The organism is Anaerobiospirillum succiniciproducens DSM 6400 (assembly GCF_000482845.1).
Taxonomy (GTDB): Bacteria; Pseudomonadota; Gammaproteobacteria; order Enterobacterales; family Succinivibrionaceae; genus Anaerobiospirillum; species Anaerobiospirillum succiniciproducens.
Genome location: NZ_KI519511.1, coordinates 1 through 14,162, shown reverse-complemented (window position 1 = coordinate 14,162; position 14,162 = coordinate 1). Strand labels below are relative to the sequence as shown.

Below are 14,162 nucleotides of genomic sequence, written 5' to 3'. Positions count from 1 at the left end.
AACAAAGCACATGATGTCTTCCGCTCAAGGAAATGCAGTCTAGCCTCCAAATCGCAAACAAATCAAATCAAAAAGCTTACATAGAATGAAGCAAACCAATAACGCCATTAAGTTCTTAATGGCTCAATACCGCGCAATTTTCAAGAACGCAAACATCGCTATGGTAGCGGCTATGGCAGCTGCAGCTTTAGCAGCAGGTCAAGCTCAGGCTGCACCTTTAGCTAATGCAAACATAGGTTCAGTTGCTGCAAATACAGAAATTAAAATTACTGGTCTGAGTACTGACGACGGACAGACTGATAACAAGTGGCAAAGTTTAACCTTAGAAAATGGTGCTAAGCTTGGACAAAATGTAACAGGTGTTACTTTCATTGTACAGAGCGGAGCAGCTGCATCAAATACTCTTAAGGGCTCAGTAGATTTATCCGGAGCTACCTTAAAGTTAGAGTCTACAGGTGATAATGCACAAGGTATTACTATTGGTGAGGCGGACACCGCAGGTACAGCTACTTTTGACAGTGTGCTCATTAAGAAAGGTAAAATTGAGTTAACAGCTGCAGATGCTCCTGCCAAGGCAAAGAATAGCCTTATTTCAAAAGGTGATATCACTATTGGTGATTCAGCAGCTTCAGCAGGTGATGCTGTTTTAAAGGTATTAAAGGGTGCTAGTGCTACTGCTACTGGCGATGTAACCATTGCTAAAGGCGCTGCTGTAACTGTTGGTGTAGGTGCAACTTTAAAGGGCCAAAACATCAACGTCGGCACTGAAGATATCGCATTTACCATCAATGGTGCTGCTGATGGAGCAGCAACTATTGAAGCAGCTAAAGAGCTTAATGTATCTGGTGGCGTGTTTACTCTTGGCAACGCTAATAAGGGTGTTTTAAAGGCTGCTACCATTAATTTTGGTAAGGCAACAGTAACTAATACCTCTGGCGATTTTGCATTTGAAGCAGACCAAGTGAAGATTACAGATGGTACCTTTACTAATACCTCTGGTTCAATCACCTTTGGTAAGGAAAGCTCAACCGTAGCTATTACTGGCGGCGATATTACCAACGCTAAGAAGGCAACCAACCAGGTTATCTTCGCAGGTAGCCAAAATACCGTTGGCGGCACTGCCTCTATCTCTAACTCAGGTGCATTAACCATCAAGGGCAATACAAAATTTGAACTGGCAGCCGATAAAGTCACTTCAGATGCTGATGGTAAGCTGGTTATCGAGGATGCTACTGCTACCATGAGCGCTGAACTGCTCAAGACGTTCTTAACTGGCTCTATTGAGGGTGTAAGCGGAAAGACCGCAACCATCGAGTTAACAGATACGACAGTTGATCTGGGGTCTACTTCAGGTATTAAGCTTCTTAAAGATGCTGGTACAGTAGATGCTGCTAAATACAACGCTAACGGCGGCGACATCGAGATCAAAGGCGTTTCAGGTGCTACTGCATCTTTTACTAAGCACGCAGATGTAAACGGCAAAGCTACCATCAACTTTGAGAGTCTCGAGCTTGGTAAAGACGGTGCCTTAAATATTAAGGGTGGCGCACAGATTCAGGCTGGTAAGAAGCTGACTGTAAATGGTACTGGCGGTGACGGCGTTAATGTAACCTCAGGTTCCTTAATCCTTGATGGTACAAGTGGTTCTGTATCTGCTAAGGCTATTGTGTTAAATGATAACGATGCTGAGTTGCTCGTTAACAATGGTTCATGGACTGTTCCAACTCTGACCTTAACCAATGGTAGTGGTACAGTTACTGGTTCTGCCTTAACTGTTTCAGGAGACCTCACCGTAACTGAGGGTGCTTTATCATTAACCAAAGGTGCTAGCCTGAAGGTTACTGGCAATCTCTCAACTGCAGGTTCTGCAGGTAAGATTACAGCAAACAAGTCAGTAATTGATACTGTTGGTGGTGGTACCGTAACCTTAGGCGCTGCTACTGCTGCTGGTCTTGAGCTGAAGAACACCTCTGAGATCAAGCTTGAGGCTGCTGACTTCCAAAAGAATTCTGCATTTGATGCAAGCGCACTCAAGGATGCGATTGTGGGTGAGTCAAACACCACCATTTCTTTTGTTGATGCTGAGGATCAGAAACTCACTTTATCAAAGGCTGACTTTGATAAGCTTGAGCAGTCAGTAGGTGATGGCTTCAAGGGTCTTTTCAACGTTAATGTAACCGGCATCACCAACGCTCAGGATGGCATGGCTTTAGGCGATGTAACCAACAACGCAGCAATTGAAGCATACGAGCAAGTATCAGTAAAGCAGGCCTCTGCTACAGATGTAAAAAACACCAACAGGTCAGTTGGAAGCGTGCAGGTTACAGATGGTAATACCCTTAACATGGGTACTGACACTTCCTTAACCTTAAATAATGCTAAGGGTGGCAAACTCGTATACGAAGTCAAGAGCGGTGTTGCTCAGACTGGTAATGTAGTATTTAAGGATTCTGGAAACTCCTTAACCTTAGCTGGTTCTGGCGAGATTGGCTCCATTAAAGTAGACTCAACCGTAGGCGCTAATGGCGGTAACGTAACTGTTGGTAAGGCAACTAAGAATGCAGCTGTTACTGTGAAGGGCGATATCGGTGCAAAGACCGCAAATAGCCGCGTTGTTGGCGTGACTGTAAACGACAACTCATCACTGAAGGCAAACAATGTTTACACCACTGATCTTGAGCTTGGTCAAGGCAGCTCCCTGATTGCTGCAACTGATGGTGTTGTTGATGTAGCGGGTACTGCTACCATCATGGGTAATGTTGAGGCTGGTACCTTAAAGTTTGCTAAAGCCGCCTCTATTGCAGGCAATGCTTCAGTTGATGTTGCTACTCTTGATCTTGCAGGTTATCAGACCTTAACCATTGGTAAGGATGGTGATGCTGAGGGTAAAGGCTCTTCATCAGCAGCTGTATTTGCTGATAAGTTCATCATGGGCGCAGGCAGCACTCTGTTTGTTGATCCAGCCTACACTGAGAAGGCTTCCATCTTAGCTGTACAGACCATTCAGAGCGATGCTTCAGGTACTGATGTTAGCGTAGCAAAGGGCAACATCGTTGTTGGTAAGAATGCCGCTTTCGGTTACGGCTTTGACCAGGCTGGCTTTGAGTCTGTAATGGCTGACTACCTTGTAGACGGCAAGTTCGTTGACCCTAAGAAGAATGTTGGTGGCGTTGCTAACGCTTTCGTACTCAACAAGCCTCTGACTGTTCAGAGCGGTAATTATGTTGTTGTTGATGCCGGCTTAGAGGCTCTTCCTACTAGCACTACTCCTAACAGCTTAACCTTAGGCAAGAACTCAGCTCTTATCGTTACTGAGAGTGCTTTTGAAGGCGGCAAGGCTGCTCTGACCTTCGGTAAGATCGCTGCTACTGGTGGTGAGACAGTTAGCGATGCTAAGGTTATTGCATCTGAAAACGCTAAGATCTCATTAGTTGGTACCTTCACTGTTAAGAGCAAGAACATTAAGATCTTTGATGCTGCCAACAATACTGCTGGTGGTAAGGAAGTTACAATTAGCGGTAGCAACATCACTGTTGAGGCTCTGGGCGGCTTATTAACTGGTACTCTTGAATCTGGTTCAACCACCGGTACTTTAGGTGAGCTGAAGCTGTCAGATAATGCTGAGACCTTAGCTTATGATGGTGTGGCACGTCCTGTTGGTGATATGTTCTTAGGTATTGCTAATGATGAGTTTGATGTTGAAGTTAATAGCGTTGGCTACAAGTTTGTAACCACTACTATGGGTCTGCCAGGCGGCTATAAGGCAATTGACGCTGCTGCTCACGCTGCAACCTATGCTGGTGCTCAGCAGGCTGCTGTTGCTTCAGTAACTACCATGGCTGATGCAATGTTTGGTCGTGTTGGTGCTGTAGGCGTTGAGGCAGCTTCCATCTCCGCAACTGGTTCACAGACTAAGGGCGGTGTATGGTTAACCCCAATGTACAAGTCCGTAGACGCTGACGGCTTCAATGCTGAGGGTGCTTCTTACGGTGCTGACGTTGACTTAGCTGGTGTTGCATTTGGTACTGACACTGTAAATGGCAACATGCGCTTTGGTGCAGTATTTAACATCGGTTCTGGTGATGCAGACGGCAAGGGCAATGGTAACGGCTTAAAGGACGAGTTTGATTACTACGGCTTTGGTGTCTACTCAGCTATGGGCTTTGGTAACTTAGCTTTAATTGGTGATGCTTCTATGACCGTAATCTCTCACGAGGTTGAGGGCTTAGGCCTTAAGGGTGAGGCTGACACCACTGCTGTTACTATGGGCTTAACTGGTCAGTACACTGTTGCTACCCCAGCTGTTGATGTAACTCCACACTTAGGTGCACGTTTCATCCGCCTGAACACCGACTCTTATGACTTAGTTGGTGAGAAGGGTGTAGTTGCTAATACTGAGTTTGATGTACAGAACGTATTCTCAATCCCAGTAGGCGTAACCTTATCTAAGGCCTTTGTAACTGGCGGTTGGTCATTAGCTCCTAGCGCCGACTTAACTATTGCCTTCAACACTGGCGACACCGAGGCTAAGTCAAATACTCGCTTTACCGGCATCAACAAGAACATCGGTCTGAATACTGAGGTTCTTGATGAGGTTACCTACGGCTTAACCGTTGGTTTAGGTGCTCAGTACGGTGCATTTGGTACCTCCTTCGGTATCAACTACACTGGCTCTGAGAACACTGATTCCTTCGGTGTTAACGCACAGGCTCGTTACATGTTCTAAGAGCTCATGGCTCTTAACTAGTACCAAGCTACATGTAGCTTAGTGCTAGAACATAATTCTCATGGCTATGGCAGCACATATTAGCTAGACATAGCCCCTCATAAAGCGATCACGAGTGATGTCAGGGATAGGACATCATTTGGGGTCGCTTTTTCCGTTTTTATGGGGATACTTTGCTATGTCACTTTTAGAATTCGTTTGAGCAACAGCCTCAAACGAAATTAAAAATTACCACTTTACTCAAGCAAGCAAGTGCAGGTTAAAGATCGCGGTAAGATGGCTATGCCTAGATTAGCAAGGTAATCCATCCATCCATCCATCCATCCATCCATCCATCCATCCATCCATCCATCCATCCATCCATCCATCCACTCATTCAATTAATCATCAGTCAGTCAGACATTCAAGCTCACTAGCAAGAATGCAAGTATATGCAAGGCCCCATGCTAGTTGTCTCTCTGGCCATTCCCCAAGCACCAGCTTATTTGGCGATCTTAGTTGGCAACAGTACTTAGGCGATGTCGCTTCATAAATTGGCGTGTTGATTAGAGCACTTGTTCAAGGTGTTTTACTTGTCGAATTTGCTATTGGCGGCATTACTTTGCTCCGCACAGAAAAGACAATACAGCCAGCTGCCAGCGTGCTGCAGTTTACTGAGCAGAGATTTGCAGCACTGCACTACACGGCACAGTACAGTACTGTACTGACATGCATCTGGAGGCATTCACTGTTAATGAGGTTTGGCTAAATGAGAAGTACTGCGCTGAATAAGTAATGTAGCGGCCTGTATTTCATGAAAGTTGGATTGGTGTAGCCATGGTTGTGTGGCTGGGCTTGCTGCCATGCTTGGGAGTCTATGCCTAGGTGATGGGAGCTCTGTGCACTTTGTACTTGGCTCAATGATTTATGTGCGGTGCTGTCTATATGAGGCTGACAGTGCTGATCGTGGCTGCAGATATCTTTGGATACTTGGTCTGTATAAGCGCGTTAAGAGCTTCTTGATGGAGCATGCTGGATGCGATCTTGTTTTTTTTGATGGTGATTTTTGTCTATGTAGGGTATCTTATTCACTTAGATGGCTGTTGATGAGCAATGGCAGCTGTAGTCAAATGCATTTTTAGCAAGCATCAAGGTTATTGAATATGACTGAATCAATGGTTATTGTGCCTGAACAAGCTTTCAAGATAAGAAGACACCGTAATAGCAAGAAGAATCTCACTGATGTAAAAGTCGAGATGTTTCAAGTGGTAGGTGAGGACGTCAGCTCTGTCAAAAAGCTTATTACCATTGGTGAGCTCTGTCATGACAATGAAGACATGATGGTGCCTAATGCAAAGTATCATGAGCTGATGAGTTGTGTTGCTCAGGATAGTGACCATGATGACTCATCAGCCTCAGGCACAAAAATACTGTATGCCGGCGCAGAATATATCTCATATCCTGATTGCAATGAGCAAATGCCCCTTCTTGCAGCTGCCCATGCCGCAGAGCAAAAGGCTAAGACAGCTCAAGCTTCTGCCACAAAGAAAGAGAAAAAGGCATCTCCATCCACTGCCAAAGCAAAAAAGGGTAAGGCAGCTACTGTCTCTACTGAAGCACATGATGAAAAGGCTGCAGCATCTACCAGGGTACAGAAGAAAAAGAGCGCTACTGCCTCTGCTACAGAGCCAGAGGAAAAGACAGCCGCAGACTTTAAATCAGCTACAGACGATGATTCTGCTAGTGCCCAAGAGAGTAGTAGTGTTAGAGTCATTATTCACTCAGATTTGCCTGAAACCATTAGCAATCAGGTAACAGAAAATATCAAGGCAAAAGCTAAAGGCGGTCTCGTCATTAAGACTGCTTCTCTCACACCTGATGCCTCACGTTCCTCAAATGGCTACAGTAACCCATTCTTTAACTCAGACATGTACGAGGATGAGGATGACGATGATGACATCTATGTGCCTGAATATTTAGACGATGACGATGACGATGATGACATGTATGTCTCAAGCCTTTTTGACGATGACGATTACGATTACGATGATGATGACGAGGAATATCTAGATCCAGAAAGCTTAGGCGCTCTTATGGCTCAGATCAGAAGAGAGAATCCTGATGCATTCAATCTTATTGAATTTATTGCCAGCCAGATGAGAAATCATATTGAGAGTAAAGCTGGTATGCCGGCTAAAGATGTTATCAATAAATTAAATGAGCTTCAGCTTGTACAGGATGAGCCAGGTGGTGAATGGCGTTTATCGATGCAGCCTACTGATGAGCACTTTGCCTTATTTGAAAAATTAGGCAGGTCTCGTAAGCAGGTGATGGACAAGTTAAACAATGATCTTCTTAAACTCAATAAAAAGGAGAAGGCTAAGGCGAAAAATGCTAAGCCTAATCGAGAAAGACGTGGTAAGAGACGTCATAAGTAGCATAGCTATGATGTTGGCTATGCGTGCTAGCTGTGATTGATGGCTATGGCTACGATAATGGCTATAGCCATGTCTATGGCGTGTCTAATGGTCTTGCTTATGGATTGGCTAATGGTCAGCTGATGGCGCGGCTAATTGTCAGCTGATGGCTGTGCTTGCTGGTGTAGCTCTCAACAAATACGTTGTTTGAGATGCGTGGTCTAAACAGATGCGCATGAGCATTATGGGACTCACTTACGTGCATTATAGCGAGCATGGGAAGAGTGCTAGGAGCTATTTCATATCACGTGCCGTGCAGATGACCTTTGCCATCTTGTTCCTTAGGCAAAAGTAGGATGCATACAAGGGACTTATACTCATTTGCAAGCGGTTGTAAGTTACATCAGGCATCAAGAGATTTTCTTTGGATGTAAGTCAGGACGGGGCTATGGATCGAGCTAAATTTGAGCAAATGGTTGAGCTGTTTAATGAGGGTAAAAGCTCGGATGTCATCAGCAAAGCTATTCGTGCAAGTAGTGCTATAGTTGACTGGTTCTTGTTCTTCATTAAGGTCCATGGTGTCGAAATTACTCGCTTATTTCTTTATGGAATTGGCCGCCCTTCATACACTAAAGAGCAGCTACTTGGCATCTACAACTTTGTCTTAGCCTCTGACTGTGGCTTTGATCGTGCTGAGGTCTATTTCAAGATTAAGCGTAATACCTTACTTGCAAGGGTAAAGAGATACATAGGCAAAGAATACATAGGCAAGGTAGCTGCAGATGCCGTCCCAATGTACCCTGATGTGCCAAGGGACTGTGATGACATCATTGCGGCTTTGCCTGACGAGGTGCTAGGTCTGAGTGCTAATAGCCCCAAGTCTCCTTTCAAAGGCATAACCAAAGAAGAGCTGCTTAACTCTCCACTAGTCAAATCTCTGGAGGCTCATGAGTTCAAAGAGGCTCAGAAAGCAAATGCTAAGGATCCCCATGAAGCTCAGAAGGCAAATGCTCAGGCAGCCCAGGACACTAAGAGGGAAAATGCTAAGAAGACCCCGAAGGCTAAGAAGGTAAAGGCTAATGGGTCCTCAAAGGCTAAGAAGGTAAATGCTCAGAAGTCCCCGAAGGCTCATAAAGAAAATACTAAGAAGGCTCAGTGGGATAAGCCTCTTGTAGCCAATGATGAGTTTTCATACCACGACAACCCTTTGCTAAAGTACAAAGCCACTGACATCAATGATAAGTTTTCATACCACGACAACCCTTTGCTAAAGTACAGAGCCACTGACAGCAATAATGAGGCATCTCAAGCTGACGAACCCAATAGCCTTCCACCAAGGATTTTCGGACGAGCTGTTGCACCACGTAAGAAGTACAAAAAGAAGAACAAGGATCGCTCATAGCGCCTTGTAGAGACTTGTACTGATTCAGCATGGAACATAGCGTAGGATATAGAAAAGCTCAAGGCAATGAGCAGAGCAATGGGTATAGCAATGAGCGCAGCATTGCGCACAGCAATGAGCACAGTAATAGTCATTGCATTGCAATGCTAAGAGAAATCGTCATTGCATGGATCAAAGCTTTGAGCACAGTAATAGCCATAGCATGCACCCAAGCGCTGAGTACAGCAATAGCCATAGCACGGATCAAAGCGCTAAGCACAGCAATAACCGCAGCATGCATCAAAGCGTTGAGTGTCACGACTTTGTTGGCAACAGTGAACCCATCATGTGACAAGATATTGCGTATAAGAGTGAGAGCAATTAACAGTATGAATGAGACTGATTCTAATGCAGTTACTATGGAGCAGAAGATTGAGTATTATCTTGGCCCTGTACCTAAACGAGTAGCGGCATCTGCTTATAAACCAAACAGTAGAGCCAAACTCCCACGCATAGACTCACGCAGCGAAGGCTTTGAAGAGCTTCCTGAGCATGTAAAGAGCAAAATTTATGAGCGTGAAGAGATAGAACGAGAGATTCGTAAAGCAGCTGCAAGTTTGATTAAAGATGAAGATAGGCTTGATCTTAAGCCGCATATGCTCATTAAATGGCGCTATAAGACTGCCGTATACCTTATTGAGCAGCGTCCACAGTGGACACCTGCTCTCATCAAGAAAATGGTGGGCATCTCAAAAGATGAGTTTTACTACTACGCCAATAATCCCCAATGCCTAGATCGCTATGATGAGATTAGAAAATGTGTCCTGGAGTGCTTTGAGATACATGGCAAAGGTAAGGCTGGATGCAGGACGATGCCTGCGTTACTAAAGAAACACTATGGTATTAGCCTTAGCCACCTGACTGTACGCAAGTATATGCATGAGTTAGGCATTAAGGGGTCAAATTAGACTAAGCCCCACAATACGTTACCAGCGCACCATAGATTAAGTCAGTTCAAGGCATCTTAGCAAAGCTACAAAAGCCACCATCACCTCATCTGAAATTTAGCAGCTCATATTGCCGATACAAGGCCTCTGATATCTGATAAAAGGCCACTGCTCAACAGCAACGCACAAGGGCACAACTAAAAAGCAGAATCAGATGCAGAGGCGATGTAAGTCAAGCACAGCCACATGCTCAGTCACAAGCACAAGCACAAGCACAAGCACAAGCACAAGCACAAGCACAAGCATAAGAAGAAGCAGAAGCACAGCCACAAGTAACAAGTTCTAAACGCATTATCTGTGTTTGAGATTAACGTAATGATGGTATGCCTATATGGATGGTTTTAGCTGTTGTGATGCTTCTGTGTGTTACCACTACGTAGCACAGCTTCAACTTTTTTGGCTAGCTCGAGCTTATATTGATCTTTCTGGTGCTCCTTTTTAAGTGCATTAACACGCTTTTTGTGTTCTTTGCCAAGGATATTAATGGCCTTTTTGTGCTCTTTTTCAAGAGCCTTAATAGCCTGTTTCTGTTCAGCTTTAATGGCCTGTGTTCCCTTTCCAAACTTAGCGAGATCTGCTTTGACTTGTGCAAGTTCGATTGCTTGCTTTTCAGCAAGATTGCTTAATTCTGAGTGCTTGTCTTGCAAAGCTTTGAGCTCATTTTGATGCTCGAGAGCACGTGCTTGCTTCTGCTGCAGATGCCATTGTGCAATGTCTTTAAACATTTCAATGCTGCAGCCGTAGTCTTTGCAGATCTTAGCGGCTAGTTCCGAGTCAAAACCTAAGCTTTGACAAAACATAGCAGCTATGACGGCATCCTCTAGTGACTTAAAGGCTGAAGGAATCTCAGGTTGGCTGTTTTTGTTGGTCATGGTTTTGTGAGCCTTGATGATGCTAAATACGCAAGCAAGGGCAGGCCAAGTCTGTTACTGATCTTGTTGCCGCACGTGCCATCCTCGTATAGGTCAATGACATGCTATATGTAACAATGTGACTCTTAGTTGCGGCGTGCCGGTGTTGGTACATGTAGTTAGCCATAATGAAAGATAGCAGGCATAACCATTACATCTCTATATTCGTCGAGGATTTAGCCTGTCGATTAATGTCAAACAATGACGCACTACACATGTTCTTGCATAAGCATAAGCATATGCATAAGCATGAGGATGAGCATGTGCTTGTGGCTAATTCTGTCATATGGTGAATGCACTAGCACCACAAAAGATGGCATCAAGGCGCTAGTGCAGTAAGTGAGGATTAAGCAGGACGCTTAACTAGGTTAAGAGCGGCTACATCACCTCTAAAGGTGCCGTAGGTAAGCTCATAGCAGTTAAGCGGCTTTAAGATCTCATAAGTTCTCTCTAAGAGGGTATTAGTATCCCAGCTCATAAAGTCTAAGTAGTAGCAAGTTAGACCCTCTGCAGCACCGACAAAGATACCAACAACACCATGATCGTCATTTAAAGACTGAGAGCTGTCATTGCTTGCGTTAGTATCTGCAGCTTTAGCATTGAGAGGGATGCTAAGACCATTGAGGCCTGAGGTTAGGGACTTACGGAATTGAGCGGTAAATGCCTCAAAGCTAATCTTGGCGTTCTCACCTTCAAAGAGCTCTTTCTTAAGCGCAAAGAAGCCTGCTACAGTGCCTCTCTCTAAGAGTTCATCGCATAAGCGGTGTTCAACTTCACCATACTCTTTAATGAGCTGATAGCAGCGAGTATAGCCTTTTACAATGTCACGACGATAGGTTGGTCGGTTATCAACGGCAGTGGATGTGCTGGTTGAGCAAGATGCAGCACTATTAGATGAGGATGTTGCTGCATTAGCTGTAGTGCTCTTGGAGCTGTCGCTAGCAGTGGCTGTGGATGTGATAGTGGTAGCAGAAGTATCAGCAGCAGTGCAGCTGTTAGCAGATACTGTTGCTTCACAAGAGGCATTGGCGCTAGAGGCATTGGCTGCGTCTACAGATGCACTGGTAATAGCGGCATTACACTCGGTGCCATGCTCACTCTTACTCTCATCCTTGTGCTGATTAGCATGCTCATGCTTTTTAGTAGCAAGAACAGCAGCATCTCCAGCCGTATGCTTATGAGCATGCGCATGGTTGTGCTCGTGGTCATGATCCTCATTTAAGTCAGGAATTGGCTCTGGCTTAAAGTCGTTTTCATAAGTGGCAAAGCTACGCTCTAATAGCTCGTCATTGCTGCCATCAAGCACCAGGCCTTTTTCAAGGAGCTTGTTGTAGAGTCTGTCTAAGGTAAAGCTCTGACCATCACTGTCCTTTGGAATCTCGTTTTTAAGTAAGGCTTCAAAGGTAATGTGGTTACAAGCTGCAGCAAGCTCACCAATAGCTGAGTAGAAGAGATCTAAGTGCATCTTATAGGCACCATAGAAGTCTTCATTGAGATACTCTCTAAGCTCTTTAATGTACATGTAGACTTTTAAGCCTTGAACAGAAGGAGCTAGGTAGCACTTAACGTTCTTAGAGGTAATTTGTGTCTTCTTAAAAGCGATAGAGAAATTCTCATTACGGCTGCGAGCTAGGCTAACGATTAACTTGCCATTGAACAGAGCAGGGTAGTTATCAATAAAGAACTGCATCTGCAGAGCACGTGCAATATTGCCAACAGGTAAGAGCACAATGCGAGCAGTATTTGAAGAGCTCTCAACATCAAGATTGAAAGCAGTACGACCAAAGGCAAGGGAGAGAATCTCACTGACCTTACGATAGGTCTCATGGCCCACACCGCTTTCAGAGGCAAATTCTTGTTTAATCTTAGCGCTGAGGTTATCAAGCTCAGCTGTTAAGGCCTCATAGCACTTAGAGCAGCCTTGAGAGAAGTTTGGATTGAGCTCTGGCATCTGCAGCTCATTGATGCAGACAGTAAGGTACTTTTGGCAGCTGACATTAAACTCAACGTCATCTACTGCCACATTTAAATAGCGTAAAGCTACATGAACTTGTCCAGAGTACAGATAGGCCACACCTAAGTAGAAGTTCCACATCGGTACCTGATACATCTGATTGGCATGGCGCAGTAAAAGGTCAATACACTCTGAGATCTTCTCTTGGTCAACGCCCTTGGAGTGCATTAACAAGTAGCCTGCTAAGATGCAGTTTTCTTCAACATTACGCTTATTAATGTCTTTTTGAGCAATCGCCTGAGCCTCTGCATCAGTCTCATCATCAGCCATATCAGCAAAGAGTGGGTCTTCTTTGGCCATGGCAGCAAGACGCTCAGCTAAGGTCATGCTCTTGAGTGCAACCATGGGGGCTTGTTCAAGCTGAGCATCTTGCTCAGAGACTTTGTCCTTTTGTCCCATGCCGAACAATGAAGATAACCAACCCATAAAGCCTCCACTCAAGTTAATAAAATCGATTCCACCATCTTGCTACGCACAGCCTGACCAAACATAGCCATGCCCATGCCACGTCACAAGCAAGAAAGCCGCACAAGCGCAAAAGTCATCAGCCCAAAGCGCTCATACCAAGTAAGCCAAGTAAGCCAATCACGCCAAGCTTGCCAATCAAGCGACTCAGTAGCCAGCCAGCTAAGCAAAGCAATCAGCAAAAAGCTAGTACTGACAAGCCGATCCAAACTATGCAGATCATAGCTAAGTAAGCCGTTCAATACAGCACAGCATAGTAGAGCTCACGCCACTCCATGATGCAAAGCAGGGCCAATACAGGCTAGGCGTAGATAAGCAATGCCTAGTAACTCATGATACTGAAACAAGCAGCACCTTAATTAAGAGCTACTACACCACAAGTATGCAAATGAGAGCATGCTAGCTCGCCATGTAGCCTTTTGTACGCATAGGCAGGCAAGAAAGACATGCCTAGAGAAGCGTGGACTAGCAAAAGTATTGCTATACATGCTTAGTTAAAGCATTGCAGCAAGATAGAGTTAAGGCCCGTATCTTAGCATAAGATGCCTAAGCAAAAGATTAGCTAGCTCACTATAAGCATCATACACATCGCTTCAAACGAAGCCCTTAGTCATATACAGCTTTTAACTCATATAGCCGGCAAATCACAGATATTGTCTGCCTAATCCATGCTTAATCGCCAATTACTTTCATAACCAAGATCACTTAGCTTGCTAAAGCGTGGTATATTAGAGGTCACTTTAGATGCCTTGCTTACATAAACTTACGTACGGTGGATGCCTACGTGCAAAAGCTCATATGCCACCAGACTAAGTTTTAAAGAGCAAAGCTCAATCTCTCAAAGCGATTCATCCAGCACCCAATCAGCAAAGATATTTACTACTAAACGCCAAGCATGCTTAGCTGGACCTGCCTTAAAATCGCAACAAACAATCGGTTTCGGAATATGTAAATGTTTTTTTCAAAATTCTTTTTTTGGACATGGTACCTTTAGCTAGCGCTTCCATCAAAAGAATTTTGATTGGCATATGCCGTTTTGAGCTATTTAGACTAGTTATGGCATGTGATACATAACTAGGGATTTCATTTGACATACCGTAGCTCTCGTATAAGTCAAACTTAGCGTATGGCACATGGTGTTTATGGTCAACAAAGGGGTTTAAAGCACTACGATTAGCTATCAAGCAAAAGATCCCGGGAAGTCATTTGTAATCGTATGCTTTATATACCTATTAGTTATGATGATAGCTATAGTTCATATC

At 44.5% G+C, this 14,162-nt stretch carries 6 protein-coding genes; 4 read left to right on the top strand and 2 right to left on the bottom strand.

The genetic code is table 11. The features are described 5' to 3' along the window. Positions 1-85: 85 nt before the first annotated feature. The 4 genes from H524_RS0112100 to H524_RS17365 all read left to right on the top strand — a co-directional run bounded on the left by H524_RS0112100 (position 86) and on the right by H524_RS17365 (position 9,471). Positions 86-4,726 carry an autotransporter domain-containing protein gene (locus H524_RS0112100; protein WP_027940368.1) on the top strand — a complete coding sequence of 1,547 codons (4,641 nt, stop codon included), beginning with the start codon at positions 86-88 and terminating at the stop codon, positions 4,724-4,726. A 1,142-nt stretch (positions 4,727-5,868) separates the two neighbouring features. Then, positions 5,869-7,143 (top strand): hypothetical protein, encoded by a 1,275-nt coding sequence (locus H524_RS16870; RefSeq protein ID WP_052339094.1) that lies wholly within the window; start codon positions 5,869-5,871, stop codon positions 7,141-7,143. A 427-nt stretch (positions 7,144-7,570) separates the two neighbouring features. Beyond that, positions 7,571-8,524 (top strand): hypothetical protein, encoded by a 954-nt coding sequence (locus H524_RS0112080; protein ID WP_027940367.1) that lies wholly within the window; start codon positions 7,571-7,573, stop codon positions 8,522-8,524. 29 nt (positions 8,525-8,553) lie between these two features. After that, on the top strand, positions 8,554-9,471 hold the full coding sequence (locus H524_RS17365) for a helix-turn-helix domain-containing protein (protein ID WP_156907617.1): 918 nt from the start codon (positions 8,554-8,556) through the stop codon (positions 9,469-9,471). Positions 9,472-9,851: 380 nt separating this feature from the next. On the opposite strand, the gene H524_RS0112065 is transcribed toward H524_RS17365, so the two are convergent. After that, positions 9,852-10,382 (bottom strand): hypothetical protein, encoded by a 531-nt coding sequence (locus H524_RS0112065; protein WP_027940365.1) that lies wholly within the window; start codon positions 10,380-10,382, stop codon positions 9,852-9,854. A 385-nt stretch (positions 10,383-10,767) separates the two neighbouring features. Next, positions 10,768-12,861 carry a hypothetical protein gene (locus tag H524_RS0112060; RefSeq protein ID WP_027940364.1) on the bottom strand — a complete coding sequence of 698 codons (2,094 nt, stop codon included), beginning with the start codon at positions 12,859-12,861 and terminating at the stop codon, positions 10,768-10,770. Positions 12,862-14,162 lie beyond the last annotated feature (1,301 nt).